General features: G+C 35.4%; 24 protein-coding genes and 3 tRNA genes. 14 read left to right on the top strand and 13 right to left on the bottom strand.

The annotated features are described in order from the left end of the window. A partial coding sequence (locus A9G42_RS03675; protein WP_065652685.1) for an IS256 family transposase occupies positions 1-862 on the bottom strand: 862 nt, incomplete at its 3' end. A gap of 600 nt (positions 863-1,462) precedes the next feature. Next, positions 1,463-1,538 (bottom strand) — tRNA-Phe (locus tag A9G42_RS03670). A 159-nt stretch (positions 1,539-1,697) separates the two neighbouring features. Here A9G42_RS03670 and A9G42_RS03665 point away from each other — a divergent pair. The 5 genes from A9G42_RS03665 (at position 1,698) to A9G42_RS03645 (ending at position 8,416) form a co-directional block, all read left to right on the top strand. Next, complete coding sequence (locus A9G42_RS03665) at positions 1,698-2,132, top strand: FxsA family protein (RefSeq protein ID WP_065588899.1); 435 nt, start codon at positions 1,698-1,700, stop codon at positions 2,130-2,132. A gap of 147 nt (positions 2,133-2,279) precedes the next feature. After that, a complete protein-coding gene (locus A9G42_RS03660) occupies positions 2,280-2,573 on the top strand; it encodes a co-chaperone GroES (RefSeq protein ID WP_034915350.1) in 294 nt (97 codons plus the stop codon). Positions 2,574-2,619: 46 nt separating this feature from the next. Continuing rightward, positions 2,620-4,266, top strand: coding sequence for a chaperonin GroEL (groL, locus tag A9G42_RS03655; protein WP_065568239.1), 1,647 nt, complete (start codon positions 2,620-2,622; stop codon positions 4,264-4,266). 374 nt (positions 4,267-4,640) lie between these two features. Continuing rightward, on the top strand, positions 4,641-6,272 hold the full coding sequence (locus A9G42_RS03650) for a hypothetical protein (RefSeq protein WP_065652684.1): 1,632 nt from the start codon (positions 4,641-4,643) through the stop codon (positions 6,270-6,272). Positions 6,273-6,286: 14 nt separating this feature from the next. Further along, complete coding sequence (locus A9G42_RS03645) at positions 6,287-8,416, top strand: AAA family ATPase (protein WP_065652683.1); 2,130 nt, start codon at positions 6,287-6,289, stop codon at positions 8,414-8,416. Between the two features lie 171 nt (positions 8,417-8,587). Here A9G42_RS03645 and A9G42_RS03640 read toward each other — a convergent pair whose 3' ends face one another. The 3 genes from A9G42_RS03640 to A9G42_RS03630 all read right to left on the bottom strand — a co-directional run bounded on the left by A9G42_RS03640 (position 8,588) and on the right by A9G42_RS03630 (position 10,987). Next, positions 8,588-9,163 carry a manganese efflux pump MntP gene (locus A9G42_RS03640; protein WP_065579830.1) on the bottom strand — a complete coding sequence of 192 codons (576 nt, stop codon included), beginning with the start codon at positions 9,161-9,163 and terminating at the stop codon, positions 8,588-8,590. A 67-nt stretch (positions 9,164-9,230) separates the two neighbouring features. Continuing rightward, a complete protein-coding gene (locus A9G42_RS03635; RefSeq protein WP_065568243.1) occupies positions 9,231-9,839 on the bottom strand; it encodes a hypothetical protein in 609 nt (202 codons plus the stop codon). A 29-nt stretch (positions 9,840-9,868) separates the two neighbouring features. Further along, positions 9,869-10,987 (bottom strand): bifunctional tRNA (adenosine(37)-C2)-methyltransferase TrmG/ribosomal RNA large subunit methyltransferase RlmN, encoded by a 1,119-nt coding sequence (locus A9G42_RS03630; RefSeq protein WP_442903050.1) that lies wholly within the window; start codon positions 10,985-10,987, stop codon positions 9,869-9,871. A 254-nt stretch (positions 10,988-11,241) separates the two neighbouring features. On the opposite strand from A9G42_RS03630, the gene A9G42_RS03625 reads away from it, so the two are divergent. Beyond that, positions 11,242-11,913 (top strand): M15 family metallopeptidase, encoded by a 672-nt coding sequence (locus tag A9G42_RS03625; protein ID WP_176700669.1) that lies wholly within the window; start codon positions 11,242-11,244, stop codon positions 11,911-11,913. Positions 11,914-11,916: 3 nt separating this feature from the next. Here A9G42_RS03625 and A9G42_RS03620 read toward each other — a convergent pair whose 3' ends face one another. Both A9G42_RS03620 and A9G42_RS03615 read right to left on the bottom strand, forming a co-directional pair. Beyond that, positions 11,917-13,215 (bottom strand): ATP-binding protein, encoded by a 1,299-nt coding sequence (locus A9G42_RS03620; RefSeq protein WP_065652682.1) that lies wholly within the window; start codon positions 13,213-13,215, stop codon positions 11,917-11,919. A gap of 17 nt (positions 13,216-13,232) precedes the next feature. Further along, positions 13,233-13,913, bottom strand: coding sequence for a response regulator transcription factor (locus A9G42_RS03615; RefSeq protein WP_065568294.1), 681 nt, complete (start codon positions 13,911-13,913; stop codon positions 13,233-13,235). A gap of 505 nt (positions 13,914-14,418) precedes the next feature. On the opposite strand from A9G42_RS03615, the gene A9G42_RS03610 reads away from it, so the two are divergent. From A9G42_RS03610 to asd, 3 genes are all read left to right on the top strand, one after another. Next, a tRNA-His gene (locus A9G42_RS03610) sits at positions 14,419-14,494 on the top strand. 25 nt (positions 14,495-14,519) lie between these two features. Next, positions 14,520-14,596: transfer RNA gene (locus tag A9G42_RS03605), tRNA-Pro, on the top strand. 309 nt (positions 14,597-14,905) lie between these two features. After that, the gene (gene asd / locus A9G42_RS03600; protein ID WP_065652681.1) at positions 14,906-16,009 is read left to right on the top strand and encodes an aspartate-semialdehyde dehydrogenase; all 1,104 of its coding nucleotides are present in this window, start codon (positions 14,906-14,908) and stop codon (positions 16,007-16,009) included. Positions 16,010-16,064: 55 nt separating this feature from the next. Here asd and A9G42_RS03595 read toward each other — a convergent pair whose 3' ends face one another. From A9G42_RS03595 to nagB, 3 genes are read right to left on the bottom strand one after another with little or no spacing between them, the layout of a single operon-like run. Continuing rightward, positions 16,065-17,294: an ROK family protein gene (locus A9G42_RS03595; RefSeq protein ID WP_065587853.1), complete on the bottom strand. Its 1,230-nt coding sequence runs from the start codon at positions 17,292-17,294 to the stop codon at positions 16,065-16,067. A gap of 36 nt (positions 17,295-17,330) precedes the next feature. Beyond that, positions 17,331-18,473 carry an N-acetylglucosamine-6-phosphate deacetylase gene (gene nagA / locus A9G42_RS03590; protein WP_065579835.1) on the bottom strand — a complete coding sequence of 381 codons (1,143 nt, stop codon included), beginning with the start codon at positions 18,471-18,473 and terminating at the stop codon, positions 17,331-17,333. An 11-nt stretch (positions 18,474-18,484) separates the two neighbouring features. Further along, entirely contained in the window at positions 18,485-19,291 is an 807-nt protein-coding gene (gene nagB / locus A9G42_RS03585) for a glucosamine-6-phosphate deaminase (protein ID WP_065568249.1), read from the bottom strand. Positions 19,292-19,539: 248 nt separating this feature from the next. Between nagB and nagE the strand changes: the two genes are divergently transcribed. Then, positions 19,540-21,033 carry an N-acetylglucosamine-specific PTS transporter subunit IIBC gene (gene nagE / locus A9G42_RS03580; RefSeq protein ID WP_065642481.1) on the top strand — a complete coding sequence of 498 codons (1,494 nt, stop codon included), beginning with the start codon at positions 19,540-19,542 and terminating at the stop codon, positions 21,031-21,033. Positions 21,034-21,241: 208 nt separating this feature from the next. On the opposite strand, the gene tusC is transcribed toward nagE, so the two are convergent. Genes tusC through fkpA form a run of 3 tightly spaced genes read right to left on the bottom strand, consistent with a single transcriptional unit; the run spans position 21,242 to position 22,790 of the window. Beyond that, positions 21,242-21,595: a sulfurtransferase complex subunit TusC gene (tusC, locus tag A9G42_RS03575; RefSeq protein ID WP_065587855.1), complete on the bottom strand. Its 354-nt coding sequence runs from the start codon at positions 21,593-21,595 to the stop codon at positions 21,242-21,244. A 15-nt stretch (positions 21,596-21,610) separates the two neighbouring features. After that, the gene (gene tusD / locus A9G42_RS03570) at positions 21,611-21,976 is read right to left on the bottom strand and encodes a sulfurtransferase complex subunit TusD (RefSeq protein ID WP_065581523.1); all 366 of its coding nucleotides are present in this window, start codon (positions 21,974-21,976) and stop codon (positions 21,611-21,613) included. Between the two features lie 4 nt (positions 21,977-21,980). Continuing rightward, positions 21,981-22,790, bottom strand: coding sequence for an FKBP-type peptidyl-prolyl cis-trans isomerase (fkpA, locus tag A9G42_RS03565; RefSeq protein ID WP_065652680.1), 810 nt, complete (start codon positions 22,788-22,790; stop codon positions 21,981-21,983). 231 nt (positions 22,791-23,021) lie between these two features. Here fkpA and fabZ point away from each other — a divergent pair, with 231 nt between their 5' ends. The 4 genes from fabZ to rnhB are packed head-to-tail and all read left to right on the top strand — an operon-like array spanning position 23,022 to position 26,030. Next, positions 23,022-23,468, top strand: a complete 447-nt coding sequence (gene fabZ / locus A9G42_RS03560) for a 3-hydroxyacyl-ACP dehydratase FabZ (RefSeq protein WP_065568254.1) — start codon at positions 23,022-23,024, stop codon at positions 23,466-23,468. A 43-nt stretch (positions 23,469-23,511) separates the two neighbouring features. Then, the gene (gene lpxA, locus A9G42_RS03555) at positions 23,512-24,291 is read left to right on the top strand and encodes an acyl-ACP--UDP-N-acetylglucosamine O-acyltransferase (RefSeq protein WP_065652679.1); all 780 of its coding nucleotides are present in this window, start codon (positions 23,512-23,514) and stop codon (positions 24,289-24,291) included. After that, on the top strand, positions 24,291-25,439 hold the full coding sequence (gene lpxB, locus A9G42_RS03550; RefSeq protein WP_065579839.1) for a lipid-A-disaccharide synthase: 1,149 nt from the start codon (positions 24,291-24,293) through the stop codon (positions 25,437-25,439). The genes lpxA and lpxB overlap by 1 nt, the downstream gene beginning before the upstream one ends. Next, complete coding sequence (gene rnhB, locus A9G42_RS03545; RefSeq protein ID WP_065652678.1) at positions 25,440-26,030, top strand: ribonuclease HII; 591 nt, start codon at positions 25,440-25,442, stop codon at positions 26,028-26,030. Position 26,031: the final 1 nt, after the last annotated feature.

Below are 26,031 nucleotides of genomic sequence, written 5' to 3'. Positions count from 1 at the left end.
CATCAATTGCTGCTTCACGAGAGACCGCCTTGTAAACAAGTTTCAAATCGCTCATAAATGCTTTGTGATGTTTAGAGGCAACATACTTAATTGAATGGCGGATTTGATGAATAACACAAAGTTGAACCTCTGTTTGTGGGTAAATAGTATTAATCGCTTCAGGAAAGCCAACTAATCCATCGACACAAGCAATTAAAATGTCATTTAATCCTCGGTTTTGTAAATCGGTCAACACCGATAACCAAAAATGAGCCCCTTCGTTTTCAGATAAATACAAGCCTAATACTTCCTTTTTTCCGGCTAAATTAAGTGCAAGTACAGTATAAACAGCCTTGCTGTGATAAACCCCATCTTCTTTTACTTTATAATGAATTGCATCCATCCAAACAAACGGATAAAGCGATTCTAGCGGTCGTTGTTGCCATAATCTGAGCTCAGGAATGATTTTATCTGTAATGGCGGTTAAAGTTGCAGGAGAAAGACGAAAAGCATAAATCTCTTCAATATGCTGGCTGATATCTTTATAACTCATCCCCAGCGCATACATACTGAGAATTTTTTGTTCAATTTCATCGTTTAATGTTGTCTGATTTTTTTTGATGAGTTGAGGTTCAAATGAACCGTTTCTATCTCTTGGTGCATCAAGTTCGAAACTGCCTGATGAGCTTTTTATTGTCTTTGAACTCTTACCATTACGCCGATTAGGGGTAATGTCGTTGGCTAAATGAGAATCTAATTCCGCCGATAACGCCGCTTCTGTTAGCTGCTTGATTAATGGCGTTAAAATACCATCTTTACCCGTTAGCGGTTGACCATTTTGTAATAATTTTAATGCTTTTTCAAAATCAAATTCTTGGGACATGGGTCATTTCCTTTTTTGTTACATAGTTTACCGAAATGACACAGAATATTGAACAGTCTCTCCTCTTCTAGGTAAAGATGCTTCATTCTCTCCTCCAGAGGGTCTTTTTAATCTTCCCAAAAAATATAGATAAAAAAATTTTACATCTAAGCGATCTTCATCTTTTCCAGTAAAGATAAGCCATCAAGACCATTTTATGGATACATACCATTATCGAACCAAATGTATCCGGATTTGTATCCAAAATTGTGCTTGATTTAGAGTAACTTCAATTGAGTTTGGTTGAGTAGTAAAACTTAGAGGAAGCCTTGTGAAAACAGCTTTTGTTAGAAATGTTAATAAATAATTGTTACAAATTAGTTCAAAATAAATCAAATCCAAGTGATTTCTCTTAAGCCTTGCAAACAAAGGCCTCAAGGCCATTTTATGGATACACGCCATTATCGAACCAAATGTATCTGGGTTTGTATCCGAAATTACACTTGATTTGGGGTGATTTCAGTTTAACTCGGTTGACAAGGAAAACTCATTGCAAGCCTTATCTGAAAAGGCTTTAGACATAAAAAAACCTGCTAGAAGCAGGTCTTAGAATTTGGTGATTGGTGCCCGGACGCGGAATCGAACCACGGACACGGGGATTTTCAATCCCCTGCTCTACCGACTGAGCTATCCGGGCAACAATGGATGCACATTAAACACGATTTGTAAGTGTCAGTCAATCCCTTTTGTAAAATTTTTTAAAAAATATTTATTGTTTGGTTGAAAATTAGCTAATCATCTTCATATTAATAGCTAATTTCTAATACTATCCCTTTGTGCTTATAGGAATTGTTATATGCGATTTGTTGGTTTTATTCTCTTTTTTATTTATGTTTATTTTGAAATCAGTGTTTTTATAGCTGTTGCAAATTCAATTGGTGTTTTACTTGCATTAATCTGTATTATTGCAACGTCAATTCTTGGTTTTTCATTAGTTAAAACACAAGGCTTGAAAAATCTAAGTATTATGCAACAAAAAATCGCCAATAATCAAAGTGCTAAAGCTGAAATTATAAAAAGTGTATCTTTGCTTTTTTCTGGTTTTTTCTTACTTATTCCTGGTTTCTTAACTGATATTGTTGGCGCAATTTTATTAATTCCCCGTGTTCAAGATTATATTGTAGAATTTATAGTTCGAAAAATACCGATGAGATTTCAATTTTCATCATCGCAAACACATTATCAAGACAGTGATATTATTGAAGGTGAATTCAAACGTAAAGATGATTGATAAATAATCAATTAGACTTTTTTTAGTTTTCTTCCCTTGAAGAATTTGAAATTGCCCCCATATAGTTTGCACTACATTTGAAAATCATAATTGCATGATTTATTGATAATAATTGTTTTAATTAAAATTAGTGTTAGGAGATAACTAATGAAAATTCGTCCATTGCATGATCGCGTGATCATTAAACGCAAAGAAGTAGAATCAAAATCAGCGGGTGGTATCGTGTTAACAGGTTCAGCTGCTGGTAAATCAACACGAGGTGAGGTTTTAGCAGTTGGTAATGGTCGCATTTTAGAAAATGGTCAAGTACAGCCATTAGATGTGAAAGTGGGAGATATCGTAATTTTTAACGAAGGATATGGCGTTAAAACAGAAAAAATCGATAACGAAGAAGTGCTTATCTTATCAGAAAGCGATATTTTAGCCATTGTTCAAGCATAACTGGCAAATAATTAAACTATAGACAGAATTTAGGAGAAATACGAAGATGGCAGCTAAAGATGTAAAATTTGGTAACGATGCTCGCATCAAAATGCTTCAAGGTGTTAATGTATTAGCCGATGCAGTTAAAGTAACTTTAGGTCCAAAAGGGCGTAATGTAGTATTAGATAAATCATTTGGCGCACCAACTATTACTAAAGATGGGGTTTCTGTTGCTCGTGAAATCGAATTAGAAGATAAATTCGAAAATATGGGTGCACAAATGGTTAAAGAAGTGGCTTCAAAAGCAAACGATGCAGCGGGTGACGGTACAACCACTGCTACTGTACTTGCTCAAGCAATTGTTAATGAAGGTTTAAAAGCTGTTGCTGCAGGTATGAATCCAATGGATTTAAAACGCGGTATTGATAAAGCCGTTGTTGCAGCTGTTGAAGAACTTAAAAAATTATCTTCTCCTTGTGCTGACTCTAGAGCAATTGCACAAGTTGGTACCATTTCAGCTAACTCTGATGAAACCGTTGGTACTTTAATTGCTCAAGCAATGGAAAAAGTAGGCAAAGAAGGTGTTATTACTGTTGAAGATGGTACAGGTTTACAAGATGAGCTTGATGTTGTTGAAGGTATGCAATTTGATCGTGGTTACTTATCACCATACTTCATTAACAAACCTGAAACAGCAACAGTTGAATTAGATAGCCCATATATTTTATTAGCTGATAAAAAAATCTCTAATATTCGTGAATTATTGCCAGTGCTTGAAGCGGTCGCTAAAGCAGGTAAATCATTATTAATTATTGCGGAAGATGTTGAAGGCGAAGCATTAGCGACTTTAGTTGTAAATACTATGCGCGGTATTGTTAAAGTTGCAGCTGTTAAAGCACCTGGTTTTGGTGATCGTCGTAAAGCTATGTTACAAGATATTGCAATCTTAACTGCTGGTACTGTAATTTCAGAAGAAATTGGTTTAGAGCTTGAAAAAACAACACTTGAAGATTTAGGTCAAGCTAAACGCGTTGTTATCAATAAAGACAATACAACCATTATTGATGGCGTTGGTGAAGAGTCTTTAATTAAAGCGCGTGTTGAACAAATTCGTAAACAAATCGAAGAATCAACTTCTGATTATGATAAAGAAAAACTTCAAGAACGCGTTGCTAAATTAGCTGGCGGCGTTGCAGTAATTAAAGTTGGCGCAGCAACTGAAGTTGAAATGAAAGAGAAGAAAGCGCGTGTAGAAGATGCGTTACACGCTACTCGTGCAGCAGTTGAAGAAGGCGTTGTTGCTGGTGGTGGTGTTGCTCTTGTTCGTGCTGCGTCAGCGATTTTGGAACTTAAAGGTGCTAACGAAGATCAAAACGTAGGTATAAAAGTCGCTCTTCGTGCAATGGAAGCGCCATTACGTCAAATCGTGACTAACTGTGGTGAAGAAGCATCAGTTGTGGTTAATGCGGTTAAAGGTGGCAAAGGTAACTATGGTTACAATGCTTCAACTGAAGAGTATGGTGATATGATTGCAATGGGCATCTTAGATCCAACTAAAGTAACTCGTAGTGCATTACAATACGCAGCGTCTGTTGCCGGTCTTATGATTACTACTGAATGTATGGTTACTGATTTACCTAAAGATGATAAAGCTGATTTAGGTGCTGCTGGTGGTATGGGCGGCATGGGTGGTATGGGCGGAATGATGTAATCTCATCTGTTGCTACTCCTTAAACTTATCAATATAAACCACTCGTTCATGCGAGTGGTTTTTTCTTATTAATTTCTTTCCTTATTTGTACCAAATAAAACAAATTAAAAATACGCCGTTAAATTGATTAAAGTTAAATATAAAGCTTGATAATACTTTCATATGTCAGTAAATGGCTTAAATTATATGTGTTTCCTATTTTCCTTTTTTATTATCAATAGCAGTTTTACTTGTCAAAATAAACTGTTAAATAGATAATAACATGATGAAAAGATGGCATTTGTCTTTTCTATAGGAGTAAATTAATTATTCCAAACTTTCTCCTTTTCATTTGAAATAGGATTTAAAATAGCTAAATAATAAGGAAAAAAACAATGAGTGTATCTTCTAAGAGAAAAGTAACTAGCACTGAACAAAATGATTCTTCAGTTAGGCAACGACAAAAAAGCGCTAAAGTAGAAAATCCGCTTTCAAATATTCAACAAAATACTTTTTTTAAAGTTATTTTTTCAGATAATCTTTCACTTGAACAGAAAGTAGAAGAAGTCACTCATATTTTAGAATTTACTGATAATAAAGAAGCTGATAGAGCCAAAATTCAAGAATTTGATACATTTAAAGAATATTTACAATCCATTTCAGAAGAGATGTCTAAACAGCGCATCGAAATGACTGATACCGAAGTATTCGCTGAGTTACAGCGGGTATATTCTGACTTTAATAATGACCTTAATGACTTTATTGAAAAAATTAAACCACTTACTGAACTTACAGACGCACTGTATAACTTACGCCAAAATGGTGAGACTCGAAATGCTTTAGCGCAAATAAAAGCGGATCAACAATGGGATGAAGAAAAGATAGCGCAACAAGCAAGTGTGCAAAGCGAAATTACTAGTATTGAAGAGAAAATAACTAATTTGCAAAAAGAAATCGTTTTGTTACAAAATGATAGGAAATTTTTTGGTTTAGGAAAAATTAAAGTTGCATCACAAGCTAAAATCACTGCTAATGAGGAAACTATTGTACAGTTACAACAGCAAATACAAAATAAACAAAAAGAATTAAGTGATATTCAGATAGAAATTGCACAACGTCACGAACAACGCAAGGATTCAATCGATGTTGAAAAACTAAAGGAGTTACTGAACCTAACTTCAGAACAGCATACATTACGCCAAGCTGATATGGTTGAATCGGCATTAAAATTTGTTAATCAAGGCAAAGAACGTTTTGGTGCAATTCGTAATCACCTTGAAAAAATGGTTAAACAAATAGAAGGGCTTAGCGATAATAATGGCAATATGATACAAATTTATGCCATTATGAACGAAGCGACTAAAAAAGTTGAGAAAGTTCACCGCGAACGTAGAGAAGAGCTTGAGCATAAAGATGTTGGTGACAACCTATTAGAATCAATGAAGCTTGATGAAGCTAGACGCAATTTAGATGAACATATCGATACTGTATCAACAGCAACGGTTGATACCATGCAAACCTATGGTGAATTAACAACGGAAGCCATTAAAATTCGCAATATGCAAGCTGCAACCAAAAAACAAGTTGAAAGTGCCAGAGCAATGCATTCACGAGGAATTGCATCGGTTGCTTCACAACTTAGTGTTGTGGTTACTGCTGTTAACTCAGCAGCAATTAATGAGGCACAATCTATGGCAGGTAATACTTTAGCTGAAATGACACGAGTAACAAATGAGATAGCTAAAAATGAAGCCATCCGAATTGCAACAGGTCGTGATGAAATTAATAATGATTTAGAAGCGATGTTACAGAACTTAGCAGAATTTGGTGATACTCAAAAAGAAGCTACTGAAATTACACGTTCAGCATTAGAAACAATGCGAGCAAATTTAGAAGAAATTGAAAGAATGTCTAAAGATGTTCAAAATGATACGCGAGAATTTATTGCTGTGACAGGTGATGTTTTATCAGAAAAATCTGAGAATAAAAAAGAGAGCTCGCAAACTACCTCTCCCTTTAAACTATAATAAAGGAATGCACAATGTATTTAGTTAGAGGGCGTGAATATTTAGCGCAATACCCTAATTTTACTTTAGTGGGTCGGGAACATGATTTAGAAAGAATATCATCTATTCTTATACGAAAATCATCAAATTCACTTTTGCTAACAGGTCCTGCTGGTGTTGGTGTTTCAATGCTTACCCTTGGTTTGCAAGCAGCTAAAAACAGCCCAGATACACCGTTTGATTTGATTGTAAAAAAACTGTTTTGGTTAAATTGTGATGCGCTTTTTTCTAGTGGTGATAGCGCTAAGATAAACAATGAGTTTCAAAGTATTTTAAAAAAGCTAATGCAAACTCCAGAATCAGTATTGATTATTACTGATACGGCTAATTTTTTAGAAGCAGCACACAATACTGGCAATGCTCATTTTATCAATGCATTAAATAACGCAGACAAAGGAAATAATTTCCAAGTTATTTTAGAAGTCCGCGATGATAAATTGAGTAATGTATTAAAAGCCAGTACAAACATGCCAGAGCTTTACACTCTTTATGATGTTAAAGAGCCGATTGGGGATGATTTAAGATCGATTGTTTCTAGTGTTGCTAAAGAGCTATCTGCATACCATAAAATTGAAGTTGATGAAGATGCTGTTGAAGAAGCGATACATTTAACCAGTAAGTATCGAGATAGTTTAGGTTTAGGTGGAGCACAACCGCAACGAGCGATTGCTCTACTTGATCGTGCGCTTGCAAGTTATCGCCAACTTACGCATAAACAGCATCCTAAAATAATTGAGCTAATGAATAAGATAGCCAAAAGTACCAATGAAACAGAAAAGCAAGATTTGCAACAACAACTTGAACAATGGCAACAAGATTGGCAAGAATTAAAGTCAGAAATCAATAAAACTTACCAATATCAACGTGAGGCCGAAACATTACGCTTTAAATTGCAAGATGAGATCAACCAATTGCAAGAAGAAGAGGATAATAATAAAAATTCGGAATCAACAACAATAAAAACCTTTGCACAGCTAACCGCTGGTGGATTTGACTCACCGGCTGTTACCAAATTAAAGGAAAAGATTCGACAGATTGATGCAGAAATAGTACAAAATAACGAACAACACCAAAAATTGGTTATGCTAGCTAACAAAGATTTACGGCTTAACCGTCAAGAAGTTATCACTGAATTTAGCAAAGTTTCAGGAATACCTGCAAACAAACTAGATGAAAATGAAGTTGAAAACTTGATTAATTTAGAGGCAAATTTATTATCGAGAATTTTTGGTCAAGATAATATTGTTAAACATGTCGCTAATTCGGTAAAAGTCGCTAAAGTCGATGCGCTAGAAGAATCAGGTCCAGCCATGTCTTACCTATTTTTAGGTCCATCCGGTGTAGGTAAAACTGAGATGGCTAAAGCCTTAGCGCAATATGTCTATGGTGATGAAAAATCATTGGTACGTTTTGATATGTCTGAATACATGGAAAAACATGCTGTTGCTAAATTGATTGGTGCGCCACCAGGATATGAAGGATTTGAAGCTGGAGGCATTTTGACAAACTCTGTTAGAGCAAAACCAGTTGGAATCTATCTATTTGATGAGATTGAAAAAGCACATCCTGATGTATTTAATATCTTTTTACAGATTTTATCGGATGGACGATTAACTGATAATGTCGGTCGAACAGTCGATTTTTCTGATATTATGATTATTATGACTTCAAATATCGGGCAACCTTATTATTTAGATCCAAACCTTTCTGATGAAGCTGCGTGTGAATTGGCAACAAATGACCTGAATAACACTTATCGTTCAGAACTACTTAATCGTTTTAACGGACGAGAAAATATTCTCCATTTCAAACGCTTGCCAATGGTCGTTATCGAGCGAATTATTCGCCGTGAAATTGACAAATTGAATCAAGCATATCAACCTCGAGGTTTTTCTGTAGAAATATCTGATTCTTGCATAAGCTCATTTTGTCATGATCACTACGATTTAATTCGTGGTGCGAGAGGATTACCTGGTTATATTAAAGCAAATATTAGACCAGTTATCGTCAATCATATTTTGCAAAATCCTCATGACAAAGGTGCCTTTAAAGCGGTCTATAATCAACAGGCTTGTAGCTTTGATATGACATTTTGTAAAATTTAAAAAGATTTAAATAGAAGTATTTTCCATAAACTGTTACCTATAACAGGTAACAGTTTAGTTAACTAAATTGGTTTCAATCTTATCTATTAGATACTTTAACGTGATAAATGCTATTATGATAGTCCTGTTTGAAAAGCTAAGCGATGTTACTAGATGAAAACAAGTGAAAGTCTAATTAGATAGATGTTGATAAAGCGTAATTGTGCCAATCATAATAAGCGCTAAACCACCTAAAAATTCTGCTCGTTTACCAATTAAACATCCTAATTTATTACCTAATAATAATCCAATCGTTACCATTAAACAGGTTGCTATGCCAATCATTGTTGCAGCCCAATAAATATTCACGCTTGCTAACGCTAATCCAATACCAACAGCAAATGCATCTATACTGGTTGAAATAGCTGTAAAAATTAGCATTAGAAAGGATTTTTTTGATGATGTTTCTCTATCCTCTAGGCAATCTTCATCAGTTTTTTTAAAGCTGTTGTAAATCATGTTAATACCTAAAAATAACATGACAGTAAAAACAACCCAGTGATCCCATTGTTCGATATATTTCAGTGCAATATAGCCAACTAACCAGCCGAGGATTGGCGTAATAGCTTCAACAACACCAAATAAAATACCGACTTTGAGTGCACCTAAAAATGGGGTTGATTTAAGCGAAACCCCGCGGCATACAGCGACAGCAAAGGCATCGGTCGACATAGCCAGTGCTAATAATAAAATAGCCCAAAAACTCATGATATCTTCTTTAAAAAATTATAATGATGATGTTATTACGGTTTAAATAATAATATTTTATAGCTTACTATTTTGTGACTGAAAACAAATAATTGGCAACTTTCATATCGCCCTTTTTCTGATAAATCTCAGCTATTTTTTTCACATTATCACGCCGATTTGCGTCGTATTGAAAAAGTTGCTTAAACATTAACTCAGCTGTTTTTTTATCATTATTTTGGATAGCACAATATCCATATTGTTCATAGGTATCAGCTTTCCAACGGTGGCGATCTAAATCAAGACTTTGCTTAAATTGTTGCTGTGCTTCTTGGTAACGATCTCGCCCACATAAAAAAGAGCCATAATGCACATGATATAATCCATTACCAGGTTGCATAAAAATAATGCGCTTATAGATCATCTCGGCTTCCTCGTATTCACCAACATGTTGATCAAACATTGCCATTGCTAGCATAATTTGTGGGTTATTTGGTGAGTATTGTGCCGCTAATTTGAGGTTATAATGTGCTGCTTTGACATTAGCTTCAGATCCATTTGCGTTGGCAAGATAGCCTAACCCAAGGCGCATTCTTGCTAAAGCGGCTTTTTCTGGATCAAATTCATCGCTGTTTTTGATTTGACAACCAGATAAAATGATCAGAGCAAAACAGTTTAATATCAAGCTTCTTTTCATCAACTTCCCCTTTTTGCTGTTTTTTTCCTTTATAATGTTTGTTGCACCAAGCTTTGTTTTTTATACAGCGTTCTTTTGGTACGATCAACAACTTCACCAGCTAATTGGCCACATGCGGCATCAATATCGTCACCGCGCGTTTTTCGAACAATTACAGTAAAACCATATCCCATCAATGTTTTCATAAATCGATCGATACGCGAATTAGAGCAACGAGAATAAGGCGCACCAGGAAACGGATTCCAAGGAATTAAGTTAATTTTACTTGGTACATTTTTTAGGAATTTAGCAAGTTCGTGTGCGTGTTCAACACCGTCATTAACTTGATTAAGTAATACATATTCGATAGTAACTTTTCCATGATTCGCATTTGAACAAGAAAGGTAACGTAAAATTGAATCACGCAACATAGTCATATTGTATTTTTCATTAATTGGCATGATTTCACTGCGAATAGTATCGTTAGGCGCATGAAGTGATATCGCCAGTGCCACATCAATCATACCCGCGAGCTTATCTAAAGCAGGAACAACCCCTGAGGTGGATAGTGTTACACGCCTTTTTGACAAACCATAGCCAAAATCATCTAGCATAATTTCCATCGCGGGCACTACATTAGATAAATTAAGTAACGGCTCTCCCATCCCCATCATAACGACGTTGGTAATCGGTCTATCCGCCAGTTTGCCTGTTACACCAATAGCATTTGATGCGCGCCATACTTGGCCAATAATTTCAGAAACGGTTAAGTTTCGGTTAAATCCTTGTTGTGCGGTAGAACAGAATTTACATTCTAATGCACAACCAACTTGTGATGAAACACATAATGTTGCACGATCGCGTTCTGGAATATAAACCGACTCAATCATTTGGTTATTGCCCACATCAAGCGCCCATTTAATTGTGCCATCAGATGAACGTTGCTCCATTGCAATCATTGGCGCTTTAATTTCAGCTAACGTTTTTAGTTGTTCTCTTAGCTTTTTATTGATATCGGTCATTTGGTCAAAATCATCTACCCCAAAATGGTAGATCCATTTCATCACTTGATCGGCTCTAAATGGTTTTTCACCTAGTGAAATAAAAAACGCTCTTAATTGTTGGCGTGTAAAATTGAGTAAGTTTACTTTTTCTTTACTTGGGTTCATTGTGGTTAGATTTATTGAGTTTGAAGTATCTGATAAATTTACAGACATATTTGACGTACTTAGTGTTGACATAAGGCCTCGTTTTTACACATTATGGCTATTTCAATTTTTAGGAAAAAGATTATACTGTTTTTCATCTCATCTTACTATAAAGAATATATGTAATATTTAAAATGAAAAGTAAATTAATAAATTTAAAAACACTTCTTATTTTAATCTCATCATTAACGTTAATTTTATGTTCGAGTATTACTATGGCGCAAACAATTCCATTAAATAAACTAACAGGGCAGTTTGATGAAAAAAAAGATAGTGATTTTATTGCATTGGATTTAACTCAATTACCAGTTAATAAAAAAGGAATGTATCTACAAAAAGAAGTTGCTGATCAGCTAATAAAAGCGTTTAAAGACTTCAAAAAAGATCACCCCAATATTCCTTTTATTGTGGTAAGTGCAACACGTAATTACGCTTACCAAAACGGGATTTGGCAACGAAAATGGGATGCTTTATCTCATAAGCTCAATGACCCTGAGAAAATTGCCCGAGAGATTTTAAAATACTCATCAATGCCAGGCACATCAAGGCACCACTGGGGTACAGATATTGATATTACCAGCGTTTCATCTGCATATTTTAAAAATGATAAAAAGGGCATCATTCTTTACAAATGGTTGCAAGAAAACCTACCCAAATATGGATTTTGCCAAGCATTTAATGAGGGGCGAAAAGGCGGATATCAACCCGAAGAATGGCATTGGTCCTACAAGCCCATCGCCAGCCAATATATTGCGCAGTACAAAGCGATACTAGAAAGTGATCCAGACGCTATTATAAAAACTTTAGATTTTATAGGTCACGATAAAATTAAGCTAGAAAGCCTAGTTAAACAGTACGTGCTCACCATTAATAGCGACTGTTATTAATCGTTAATTACTGCTTCTCCAATAAGGTAATTCGATTGTTACAACTAATCCACCACCATCACGATTGGTTGCTTGAATAGTGCCGTTATGCATAATAACGGTCTTTCTTGCAATCGCAAGACCTAACCCGTAACCTTTGCCTAATTGAGGAGACTGGATACGGACAAACGGTTCAAAAATACTCGATAGTTTATTAGCTTCTACACCAGGCCCACGATCTTTAACTTCAATTTGCAAATACTTGCCTGCTTCTTTTAATGAAACTTCGACAGCTTGTCCAGCTTTAGAGAAGCGAATCGCATTACGAATAATGTTTTCTATAGCTCGGCGAATTTGCTCTGAGTTACCTTTAACAATAGAATGAGCAACGGGCGATAAGTTGAAATGTACATCAATGAGTTGATGATTAGCCTCATAGTTAGCATCATTAATTACTACACTTATTAAGTCTTTTAAATCAAAATATTCATCGGTACGATTATTCATTTCAGCACGAGAATAGTTTAGAATCTCACCGATTAACTGATCTAATCGTTCTGACTCTAATTCGATTCTAGCTAATGCGGTATCAATATTTTGTTTGTTTTGTTGAGCAAGCCCAATCGCTAGTTGCAAACGAGCAAGAGGTGTTCTTAGCTCATGTGAAACATCATGAAGAAGAGCTTGACGATCTGAGATAAGAATATTAAGTTGCTCAACCATCATATCAAAATCTTTACCTAATTCGCTAAGCTCGTCACGCCTAGGTTTTAATTTTTGGAATAATCGAACAGAAAGATCACCCTGAGATACGCGAAAAAAACCTTGTCTTAATAACCGCATGGGTCTAGTTAGATTCCATGCCAAAAACAAGCTAAAAGCTAGCCCAACACAGATTCCCATTAACACAATTGGCATTGGCATATTGAATAATGTCTTTTTAACATCTTTATCTTTATCTTCTTTAAATGAAATAGAATAAAGTGTGCCATCAGGCGCGACAGCCATGCGTTGATAGACATAGGTTGGTGTTTCTAATTCGTCGGTCAAAATATTGACTTGCTCATTGATTGGAGAAACTAATTTTATTGATAATAAAGCCCTTTCTCGTTCAGGTAAATGGGCTATAAAATTAAGCGTCTCATCTTCGCCTGCTACATGTAATAGCTGGGCTATCATATCCACTTTTGTCGGCATATGATTAAGAAATTTTTGATTTTTATTTTCTACATAAACAGAAAATGCAATCCAAGTTAATTGGAAAGTGAGGTAGAAGATAACCCAAAATATAATGAGTATTTTCCAAAATAATCGACGATTCATAGCAAGCCTATTGGTTATTAGCGGATACGGTAACCGACAGCCCTAATTGTTTCAATTGTCACATCATTTTGTGCTATCTGATGTAGTTTTTGTCGAATGTTACTAATATGAACATCAACACTACGATCATAAAGTTCTCGTGCTCGACCAAGACCGATCTCTGATAACTCCTCTTTAGTTACTACCCGCTCGCTATGTTTTACTAATAAAACTAATAAATTAAACTCGGTTGATGTTAAATCAATAGCTTTTCCATTCCACGTGCATAAACGTTGGGGAAGATCTAAGGTTAAGCCATTAAAATGGTATTTTTTATCATCAACTGTTTCTACTGAACGTTCATCAAAACGACGTAAAACAGCACGTAATCGGGCTAACAACTCACGCGGATAACAAGGTTTTGGGATATAATCATCAGCGCCTAATTCTAATCCTAAAACGCGATCAATATTATCGCCTTTGGCCGTTAACATAATAACTGGCATATTACGCTGTTGCCGTATGCTTTTAAGGACATCAATACCATTAATGTCAGGTAACATCACATCTAAAATTGCAGCACGGTATTTTCCTGACAATGCTTCATCAATACCATCTTTACCCAAATAAACACTCTTGATATTGAAACCTTCATTAGTCAAATATTCACTAAGCATTTGTGATAGTTCAATATCATCATCAATTAATAAAATATTTATCATAATCGCAATCGCCATTGTTATCTAATTTTAGGTTTTTACATTATTGCAATAATAAAAAAAAAGTCAGGCTCCTTTACTAAAATATTACATATTTTTGAACGAGGAATGATAATGTAATTTACTATTATTAATAATATAAATAGTTTTTAAAGTAGCTCTATGTTACAGCATATATTTTCAAATCAAGTTAATAAGTGGCATTGAGTATTGGTTATGCCAGCGCACTAATTAATTCTAAGTAAAGATACAGTGAAGTAATATTTTTAAAGACCTATACTTTATGAATAAAATATGGAGATAAAAATTGAAACAACAAGTAATTAGGCAAGAAAAATTTAGTGTAGTTAAAAAGAACGCTAGCTATTAGTAAGCAGTAAGTTTGCATTGAAAGTAATTAAATTTTATACTTTTAACGCTTTTTATATAATCAGTTGGCGTATTTTTTTAAAAATATGCTGGACAATATTGTTTTTTATGCGTAATATTTCGCCCTGCTTCTATGGTGGCTATAGCTCAGTTGGTAGAGCCCTGGATTGTGATTCCAGTTGTCGTGGGTTCGAATCCCATTAGCCACCCCATTTATAGAATGCGGAAAACTTATAACGGCGAGTAGCGCAGCTTGGTAGCGCAACTGGTTTGGGACCAGTGGGTCGGAGGTTCGAATCCTCTCTCGCCGACCATTTTTAAATAAAATTCTACTTATTGGAATTTAGCTATTGAGTCTTATATAACAATCCGCATACTGATTTCATTTACCAGTCATCTATTTTCAGTCATTGCCTAATATTTTAATTAAATTTATTGCAACTTTTGAAACCATTTCCTTTCTCAATTTTTTATTATTTTGGTTAAATATCATATTAATATATAACGTCATGTTATCATCTTCTTATTTACAATAATAATTCTTATCTGGCTTGTTTTATGATGATATTTTGTTTTAATAATAAATATCTCTTTATATAAACTCTAATTATTGGAAATAACATATGAAAAATGTCGGTTTTGTCGGTTGGCGCGGAATGGTTGGTTCCGTTCTTATGCAACGTATGGTTGAAGAGCACGATTTTGATTATATCAATCCTGTATTCTTTTCTACATCTCAAGCGGGTCAAGCAGCGCCTACTTTGGGCGGTAAGACTGGTATATTACAAAGTGCAGATAATATTGATGCGTTGAAAGCATTAGATATTATTGTTACCTGCCAAGGTGGTGATTATACTTCTGAAATTTATAAAAAATTGCGTGCAACTGGTTGGCAAGGTTATTGGATTGATGCTGCATCAACACTTAGAATGGAAGATGATGCGATTATCGTTCTTGATCCTGTTAATAAAGCTAACATCCATACTGCTTTAGATAGAGGTATTAAAACCTTTGTTGGCGGTAATTGTACAGTAAGTTTAATGTTGATGTCATTGGGTGGATTATTTGCTGAAAACTTAGTTGATTGGGTATCGGTTTCAACCTATCAAGCGGCTTCTGGTGGCGGTGCGCGTCATATGCGTGAGTTGCTTACCCAAATGGGGATGTTAAATGCGGAGGTTGCTAAAGAACTACAGGATCCTAATTCTTCTATTTTAGATATTGAGCGAAAAGTGACGCAAAAAATGCGCGACGGTAGTTTACCAACTGATAATTTTGGTGTGCCATTAGCAGGTAGTCTGATCCCTTGGATTGATAAAGCGCTTGATAATGGGCAAAGTAAAGAAGAATGGAAAGGTCAGGCTGAAACCAATAAAATTTTAGGGACTGACGAGATTATTCCAGTTGATGGACTTTGTGTCCGTATTGGCGCATTACGTTGTCATAGTCAATCGTTTACGATTAAATTGAAAAAAGATATTAGCGTGCCAGAAGTTGAGAAACTACTTGCTTCCCATAATGATTGGGTTAAAGTTGTTCCAAATGAACGTGAAATTTCGATGCGAGAGCTTACTCCTGCCGCAGTAACAGGCACTTTAACAACGCCCGTAGGCCGCTTACGTAAGCTTAAGATGGGCAAAGATTATTTATCAGCTTTTACAGTCGGTGACCAATTACTATGGGGGGCCGCTGAACCATTGCGTAGAATGTTACGCATTTTAGCTTAAACTAGATATAAAAAGTAAAGCCCGATTTGTTGGGCTTTATTTTTATATCTATAAGCTATGATTCTTTATCTTCCAGCAATGTCATTAATAATGAACCATTAAATAAAGCTTGTTGCACTAATGCAAACGCACCAATTGCTGAACGGTCATTGAGCGATGAACAATGAAGAGTAAGATTTTTTCTTAATTCTTCTAAACTTTGTGCATTTAATGCACTATTTACCGCATGCAATAGTATTTCGGGAGATTTTGTCAATTCACCTGCTAATACAATACTTTGTGGATTAAAAATATTTACCATCATAGCAACTGCTCTACCAAGATTTTCACCGGCATCTTTGACTAACTTAATTGCCAATTCATCTCCTTGGTTAGCATATTTACAGATATTGGCAATATTACAATTACCCAAACTTAATTTAGTTGGGTAACCTTGCTCAATCATTTGTTTGGCTCGATGCTCAATTGCTTTATTAATAACTCGATTTTCTAAACAACCAAAGTTACCACAATGACAGCGCTCACCTAATGCATCCACTTGGATATGACCAACTTCACCCACCGTTTGATTATGATTAGTTAACAGTTGTTGATTAATAATGATGCCTGATCCAACACCACGGTGTACACGAATCAAAATTGAGTCATCTACATCTTGGGTTGAGCCAAAATAACTTTCCGCTAAAGCTAAACTTTGAATATCATTACCAATAAAAATCGAAATATTAAACTTATGGTGTAATGCTTCGGCTAAAGGCCATGCTTTAACTGGAATATGCGGTGTATAACGAATAATTCCGCGTACAGAGTCGACCAAACCAGGTAGTACAACAGATATTGCCACAAGGTGTTTTATCTTTTTACTATTCTGTTCTATAAATTGTTCAATTAACGCGATTAAATACTCTTCAGCCAATTGCTGGGTAAATGTAGTTAGTGGGTAAATTTCGGTAACTAGATTTTTAGCACCAAGATCATAAAGTTCAATGGTAACACGGGAACGACTTAATTGAACAGCAATTGTTTGATAATAATCAAATTTTGCTTGTATTGAAACGGCTGGTCGCCCGCCTGTTGATTGTTGTGCATCAACTTCTTTTATTAGATTGCTTTTAAGAAGTTGACGAGTAATTTTAGTTATACTTGCTGGTGCTAATTGACTAATTTCCGCCAGTTGAATTCGAGATACAGGCGCTTGCTGAACAATCAAACGGTAAATCATGGCATAATTTAATTGTTTGATTAATTCAGCATTGCCAACTAGATTTAGATAATTAAAGGTCATATTTTATCTCAATATTTTCGTTAACTATCTAGCATTCTAGCTGTTCATCTCTCCATTAACAATCGTTTTCACGTTTGAAAAGTCACGATCAAAAATAACCAAGTTCGCAATTTTATTTTCACTAATTGAGCCAAGTTGTTTATCAACACCAATTGCTTTTGCTGGGTAAAGTGTCGCCATTCTTAATGCTTCATCTAAGGCGATACCCACATATTCGACTGCATTTTTTACAGCTTCTATCATGGTTAAGGAAGAGCCGCCTAACGTCCCATTTTCATCAACACATCGACCATCTTTATAATAAATGGTTTTACCTGCAAATACACCAGATTCTAAGTTTGATCCAGCAAGTAACATTGCATCGGTAATTAAAATTAAATGATCTTGTTTAATTTTGTGGCTATTGCGAATATTTGCCCAACTTACATGTTGACCATCAGCAATAACACCAACATAAACTTCAGGTTCATCATAAATAGCGCCAACAACACCAGGTTCACGCCCAGAAATATAAGGCATGGCATTAAATAGATGCGTTCCCAAACGAATACCATCGTTAAACCCTCGACGGCAATCATCATAATGGCCATTAGAATGGCCAACAGATACATGAATACCTGCATTAACCAATTGTTTGATGAAGTGGCTTTCTACTTTTTCTGGCGCTAAAGTAATAATTTTAATGACATCAGCATTTTCACATAAAAAATCAATCATTTCTTGCGATGGTTGTCGAATAATATTTTCATCATGAATACCTTTCTTTTCAGGGCTAATATAAGGCCCTTCAAGGTGCAAGCCAAGTGCTTGGTTTTTATGCGTCGTTAGATATTCACGCATCACTTTAACCGCTTTTATCATGAATTCATCAGTCGATGTGATTAAAGTGGGTAAATAACTAGTACAACCAGAGATAAGATTTGTTGCCTGCATTGCTTCTAAGGTTTCAACACTTAGTGCATCAAGCGTTTCATTAAATTGTACACCACCACAACCATTGACTTGAATATCAATAAACCCAGGCGCAACTATTGCGCCTTGTAAATTTTTAATGGTGATGCCCACCGGCAATTCGTTTTGTTTACAGATTTTTGCAATCTTATCACCGTCGATAATAACAGCGTGATTTTCAAGGATTTCATAACCTGTATAAATACGGCAATTTGTTAATGCGTACATAAGTTTATCCTTTATAAAATGGTTACTTTAAGATTATCAGTTTCCATCTGTTTAAAATATTTTAAGGTTTTCACTTTAAGATCATCAGTACTTGGTTCATCACAAACAATAATTGATGCAGGGTGCATTTGTAGTGCAGTTACGGTCCAAAGATGGTTAACACTACCTTCAACACCTGCTTGCAGCGCTAAGCTTTTGTTATGACCGCAAACTAACAAAATCACTTCTTGTGCATCCATTAAAGTTGCAACTCCAATAGTTAATGCATGTTTTGGCACTTGATTGACATCATTATCAAAAAAGCGAGAGTTAGCAATGCGTGTGTCTTCAGTTAATGTTTTAATACGCGTACGAGAACAAAGTGAAGATCCTGGTTCATTAAAGGCAATGTGTCCATCTTGGCCAACGCCACCGACAAAAATATTAATTTTGCCATAAGCTTTAATTTTCGCTTCGTATTGACGGCATTCTTCATCAATATCAGGTGCATTACCGTTTAGTATATGGATGTTATTTTTGTCAATATCAATATGGTTGAAAAAATTTTCATACATAAAAGTATGATAACTTTGCGGGTGATCTTCTGGAAGTCCTACGTATTCATCCATATTAAATGTAACAACATGTTTAAAGCTAACATTTCCGGCTTTATACTGTTTGATGAGTTGTTGATACATAACTAATGGTGAACTTCCTGTTGGTAAACCTAGCAAAAAAGGGCGCTCAGCTGTTGGTTTAAATTGGTTAATTTTATTAACAATACGCTCTGCAACCCAAGCGCCGACTTCTTGTGCATTTTCTAAAGGAATAAGTCTCATGAGATATCACCTCTTTTGATATAATTAAATAAACTCTTTTTTTTTTAAGTAAAAAATGTTGAATATATTTTACTATATTAAGACAATAAATCAAAAAATATAGTGATTTTAGTCACAAAAAAGCAATAATTAATTTGCGAAGTAAAATAATATAAGATGAAATATAATAACCAAGCTGTTTTTACTTAAAAATATATAATTACACATACTTCTTTAAGTACCATTTCAACAAATATGAGGTAACACTTATGGGAATTTTAGCTTATATGCAACGTATCGGGCGCTCACTGATGGTGCCTGTTGCCGTTCTGCCGGCTGCGGCAATACTCCTCGGGATTGGCTATTGGATTGATCCCAATGGTTGGGGGCAAAACAATATTTTCGCCGCTTTTTTAATTAAATCTGGTGGTGCAATTATTGAAAATATGCCAATACTTTTTGCTATTGGTGTTGCTTACGGCATGTCTAAAGATAAAGATGGTGCGGCTGCCTTGTCTGGTTTGGTTGGTTTTTTAGTTGTTACAACCTTACTTTCTCCAAATTCTATTGCCTTATTTAATGGCATTGACACCAGTTTAGATGGGTGGGATGCTCAAGTTCCAGCGGCATATAAAAAAATAAATAACCAATTTATTGGTATACTTGTCGGTATTATTGCTGCGGAACTTTATAATCGTTTTAGCCAAGTTGAATTACATAGAGCATTATCTTTCTTCAGTGGTAAAAGGCTTGTACCTATTATTGTTTCAGTTGTTATGCTATTAATTTCAGCTATTTTATTTTTTGTTTGGCCGACTATCTATGATGCACTGGTCGCTTTTGGTAAATATATTAAAGAATTAGGCGCTGTTGGTGCAGGTATTTATGGGTTCTTCAACCGCTTACTTATTCCGGTTGGTTTACACCATGCTTTAAACTCAGTATTTTGGTTTGATGTGGCTGGAATTAATGATATTCCAAACTTCCTAGGTGGACAAAAATCTATTGAAAGTGGGTTAGCAACAGTAGGTATTACTGGCCGTTATCAGGCAGGATTTTTCCCTGTTATGATGTTCGGCTTGCCTGGTGCAGCGTTAGCTATGTATCATACAGCTAAAAAAGGTAATAAAGATAAAACGGCATCAATCATGTTAGCTGCTTCATTTGCTGCATTTTTTACAGGCGTTACCGAGCCGTTAGAATTTGCCTTTATGTTTGTTGCACCTATGCTTTATTTTGTACACGCTGTTTTGGCTGGTATCTCACTTTATATTGCTGCTGCAATGCAATGGATTGCAGGATTTGGTTTTAGTGCTGGTTTAGTGGATATGCTACTTTCAAGTCGTAATCCGCTTGCTGTTCACTGGTATATGTTAATTCTTCAAGGATTAGTGTTCTTTGTTGTTTATTATGTGGTATTCCGCTTTGTTATTGTTAAATTTAACCTTAAAACACCAGGTCGTGAAGACGATGATACTACTGTTTCATCAACCGAAAATGTTCAGCAAAAGCAAGCTGTTGGCGATATTTCTAAACTTGCCGAGCAATATTTAGCAATTGTAGGTGGTAAAGAAAACCTAACTAATATTGATTCTTGTATTACACGTTTGCGTTTAGGTGTAAATGATTCTGATCTAATTGATGAACCAGCAGCCAAAGCACTAGGAGCAATGGCAGTTATTAAATTAGGTAAAACGGGCGTACAAATTGTCGTTGGAACGCAAGCTGAAAAAATTGCCGACGGGATGAAAAAGCTAGTCTAATTAAGTTAAAATAAAACTTATTCGATTAAATCGACTTAACATGGTAATCCATCTTATTAATCAGCTTTGCTGAAAGATAGGGTGGATTATTTATACTACATGAATTTATATCGTATAAAAATATAGCTAATAAAAATCAGATTAGTTTTATTGTTGAATATTATATTTGTAAAGAAGTTTCAGGAAATATATACTTTTCACTATAAAATCAAAACCGTAAGATGACATCTTGAATAGAAAGTAGTTGACTTATAGATAGCGCATCAAGCACTTTATTAGGAATATTTAATGTGGCATTTGCTAAATTTCGTGCTTCTAATGAAGATTCGCATACATAAACATCTTCGATATCATAAAGTTCAAGCATATTAAGTGTAGCAATATAATCACGCATTAAAATTTGATTAGGTTGTTGATTAGGCAATAAATGCAATACCCCATCATTTATGAAAAAAACCGAAACATGATTGATGGCTGATACAGCTAAAGCTACATCGAGCGCTTCTCGCCCTTTAGCATTTCCATGCGGTGGTGAGCTAATAATAATTGCCACTTTTTTCATTCTAACGACCTTAAATCAAAATTGAACCGTACGATCTGACATAGCAATTGATTCACTCAGTTCACCAAGCCCTGTTAATTCAAAATGTTCAGCAAGATTACCCTCAGTAACACCACGTCTTTGCGCTGCTGCGACACACACAGCTAATGTTAATGAATATTTCTTTGCTAACTGTTGCCATGCTACAACTAAATTAAACTCATCATTAGCTGGATCGGTATAATGATTAGCATTATATATGCCATCAGCATAAAAAAAGATATTTTTAATTGAATGAGAAGTTTTTGTCAGCAATGTATGCGCAAATTGGTAAGCGCAATAAGCAGATTGGGTCCCATAAGCAGGACCCAAAACAACAAGTGTATAGTTTAATGAGTTCACAAAATTATTTTGCTTTCTGTGAGTTAGTTTCTTGTGAATTTTGATCCTTGGCATTACCATTATCAATGCCCAATAATTCAACTTCAAAAACCAAGGTTGAAGCAGGTTGAATAGAGGCTTTATCATTTTGACTAGGGAAACTTTGATCTCCATAAGCTAATTCAGGTGGAACCACTAGTTTAATTTTACCGCCAACGCCAATTAATTGAATGCCTTCTGTCCAACCTTTAATTACGCCGTTAAGTGGGAATGTTGCTGGCTCACCTCGATCATAAGAGCTATCAAATTTACGCCCATCAGTTAATGTCCCTGCATAATGAACAATAACTGTATCTTCAGCTGTTGGATGGCTCTCTGAACCCTCTTTAATGATTTGATAAAGCAATCCAGATTTGGTTTTTTTAACGCCATCTTGTTTAGCAAATTCTTCACGAAATTTATTGCCAGCAGCTGTATTATCTGCTTTTTCTTTTTCAAAACGGGCTTTACTTTCTTCTTGAATACGTTTACCAAACGCATCTAAAATAGTTTTAACATCATCTTTTGAAAGTTGCGATGCATCACGGAATGTTTCATTGAAACCACTGATTAAATATTCTTGATCAGGCTTAATTTCATTTTGTTCCAAATTTGATTTCATATAGGTTGCGAATGATGAACCTAAAGCATAAGCTTCTTTTTGTGCATCAGTTGAAAGAGTGACTTTGCTTTCCGTTGTTTCAGTATTCGATTCAGATGTTTTTTTATCATCACATCCCGATAATGCTAAAACAATGGCGCCACTTACTAAGGTCATTTTAATCAATGATTTCATTATACTTCTCCAAGTTATAAACTTTTTAGTTGATTATTTTAATTATTATATATGATTTGGTATAGGATAATATAGTGCTTGTGGATCATTTATTTTATAAATCTGTATTAATATGTTGATAACAAATTAGGGCAGACAATATTTCGCAATTTAAATCATCCTTGAGTGAAAGCGGTATCCTCAGTTATAATGTATAGAATTTAGAGTAAATAATGTATAAGGATAGCTATTTTGACTACCGAACTTAATGCCCTTGATATTGAAGAGATCATCAGTTTATTACCCCATCGTTACCCATTTTTAATGGTTGATCGCGTGATTAGTTATGAAAAAGGTAAAACATTAAAAGCGATAAAAAATGTGACGGTGAATGAGCCATTCTTTCAAGGACACTTCCCAAACAAACCGATTTTCCCTGGCGTATTAATTTTAGAAGCCATGGCACAAGCAACGGGTATTTTGGCATTTAAAAGCATTGAAGAGCTGTCCCCTGGGCAACTTTATTATTTCGCTTCAATTGACAAAGCACGTTTTAAACGTCCTGTTGTACCTGGTGATCAGCTTGTACTTGATGTTGAGTATATTAAAGAGCGTCGTGGTATTGCGCTATTCCATGGTGTTGCAACTGTTGATGGTAAGTTAGTTTGCGAAGCCGAAATGATGTGTGCTCGTAAATAACATTTGGTATTTTACATATTCCAAATTGTTTTAAGGAAATACTATGGCAACAGAAATACACCCAAGTTCAGTCATTGAAAAAGGTGCTAAAATCGGCGATAACGTCAAAATTGGTCCTTTTTGTTTTATTGGTGAAAATGTTGAAATTGGTGACGGAACCTTTTTAAAATCGCACGTTGTCATCAATGGTCACACCAAAATTGGTAAAGATAACCAAATTTATCAATTTGTCTCAATTGGTGAAGTAAACCAAGATTTAAAATATCGTGGAGAGCCAACGCGTACTGAAATTGGTGATCGCAATATGATCCGCGAAAGCGTAACCATTCACCGTGCTACCATTCAAGGTGGCAATTTGACTCGCATCGGTAGTGATAATTTATTGATGATTAATGCTCATGTTGCACACGATTGTTATATTGGTGATCACTGTATTTTAGCAAATAACGCTACTTTAGGTGGGCATGTTCAATTAGGTGATCATGTGATTATTGGCGGTATGACCGCAGTACACCAATTTTGTGTTATTGGATCGCATGTGATGGTTGGTGGTTGTTCAGGCGTTGCGCAAGACGTTCCACCTTATGTTATTGCTCAAGGTAATCATGCAACACCTCATGGCGTAAATTACGAAGGCTTAAAACGTAGAGGGTTTAGCAAAGAAGCTTTACAAGCGATTCGCAACTGCTATAAAACTCTTTATCGAAATGGTCTAACGTTAGAAGAAGCTAAAGTTCAAATTGAAGCTGCTGCAAAACAACAGCCTGAAGTCCAACTTTTTATTGACTTCTTTACTCGTTCAACGCGAGGCATCATCCGTTAATGGTCAATAAACCGTTAACTATTGCTCTAGTTGCTGGAGAAACCTCTGGTGATATTCTTGGCGCAGGATTGATTCGTGCGCTGAAAAAACATCACCCCAATATTGAATTTGTTGGTATTGCTGGCCCTCAAATGCAAGCCGAAGGTTGCCAAGCTTGGTATGAAATGGATGAATTGTCAGTTATGGGAATTGTTGAAGTATTGGGGCGTTTACGTCGTATTTTATCAATCCGTCGAGATATCACTCAACGCTTAATTCAGCTTAAACCTGATATATTTATTGGTATTGACGCGCCTGATTTTAACCTTTCTTTAGAAGGTAAATTAAAGCAAGCAGGTATAAAAACCATTCATTACGTTAGCCCTTCGGTTTGGGCTTGGAAACAAAAACGTGTTTTCAAAATTAAACGCAATACCAATCTTATTTTAGCTTTTTTGCCATTTGAAAAAGCGTTTTATGATAAATTTGATGTACCTTGCCGTTTTATCGGTCACAAAATGGCGGATGACATTGCACTTAACCCAAATCAACACGCTATGCGCCAACAATTAGGTATTCCGCTTAATAGTCGTTGTATAGCTTTATTACCTGGTAGTCGTCATGCTGAAGTTGCATTATTATCAGCACCTTTTTTAAAAGCGGCAATACTCTTGCGTAAGCGCTATCCTGATCTACATATTGTTGTGCCACTAGTCAATGCGAAAAGACGACAAGAGTTTGAACAAATTAAAGCCGAAATAGCACCAACACTTGATGTACAATTATTAGATGGTCATGCCCGTGAAGCAATGATTGCCAGTAATGCTGCAATTTTAGCATCAGGCACAGTAGCACTAGAATGTATGTTAGCTAAATGTCCGATGGTAGTTGGCTATAAGATGAAGCCTTTCACATTTTGGCTCGCTAAAAAATTAATTAAAACACCTTATGTTTCTTTACCTAATATTTTAGCGGGTAAAGCGATTGTGCCAGAGCTATTACAGCAAGATTGCACACCTGAAAATATTACTAATCATATTATTTCTTTTTTAGAAAGCGACAATAGTATATTGAAGGAAACCTTTTTATCTTTACATAATCAAATTCGTTGTAATGCCGATGAACAAGCAGCACAAGCGGTAATTGATGTAATTAGAGGATCCACATAGTTGTTAGATTTTACTTATCCAAATGCAACACTGATTGCTGGTGTTGATGAAGTCGGACGCGGTCCACTTTGTGGCGATGTTGTTACTGCTGCTGTTATTTTAGATCCAAACAAGCCAATTAAAGGCTTAACAGACTCTAAAAAATTGACTGAAAAAAAGCGCGAACAACTGTTTGACATAATCAAACAAGATGCTTTAGCGTGGAATATTGCCCGCGCTTCAGTGGATGAAATCGATAAATTAAATATATTACATGCCACTATGCTAGCAATGCAACGTGCTGTATCTGGGTTACCTATTAAACCCAATTTTGTATTAGTTGATGGTAATCGTTGTCCTGATTTTGGTATTCAAAGCCAAGCGGTTATTAAGGGCGATTTATTGGTAGCAGAGATTAGTGCTGCTTCAATTTTGGCTAAAGTTACTCGTGATCGTGAAATGGTTGAGCTTGATAAGTTGTATCCACAATATGGTCTTGCTAAGCATAAAGGTTATCCAACTAAAGCGCATTTAGCGGCAATAAAAGAACATGGTATTAATTATTTATATCGTAAAAGTTTTGCACCAGTTAAGCGTTTAGCCGTATTTTAAT

This window comes from Gilliamella sp. Nev6-6, assembly GCF_001690605.1.
GTDB lineage: Bacteria > Pseudomonadota > Gammaproteobacteria > Enterobacterales > Orbaceae > Gilliamella > Gilliamella apicola_C.
The sequence above is the reverse complement of the archived record's forward strand: the minus strand, read 5'-3'. Positions and strand labels throughout refer to the sequence as shown.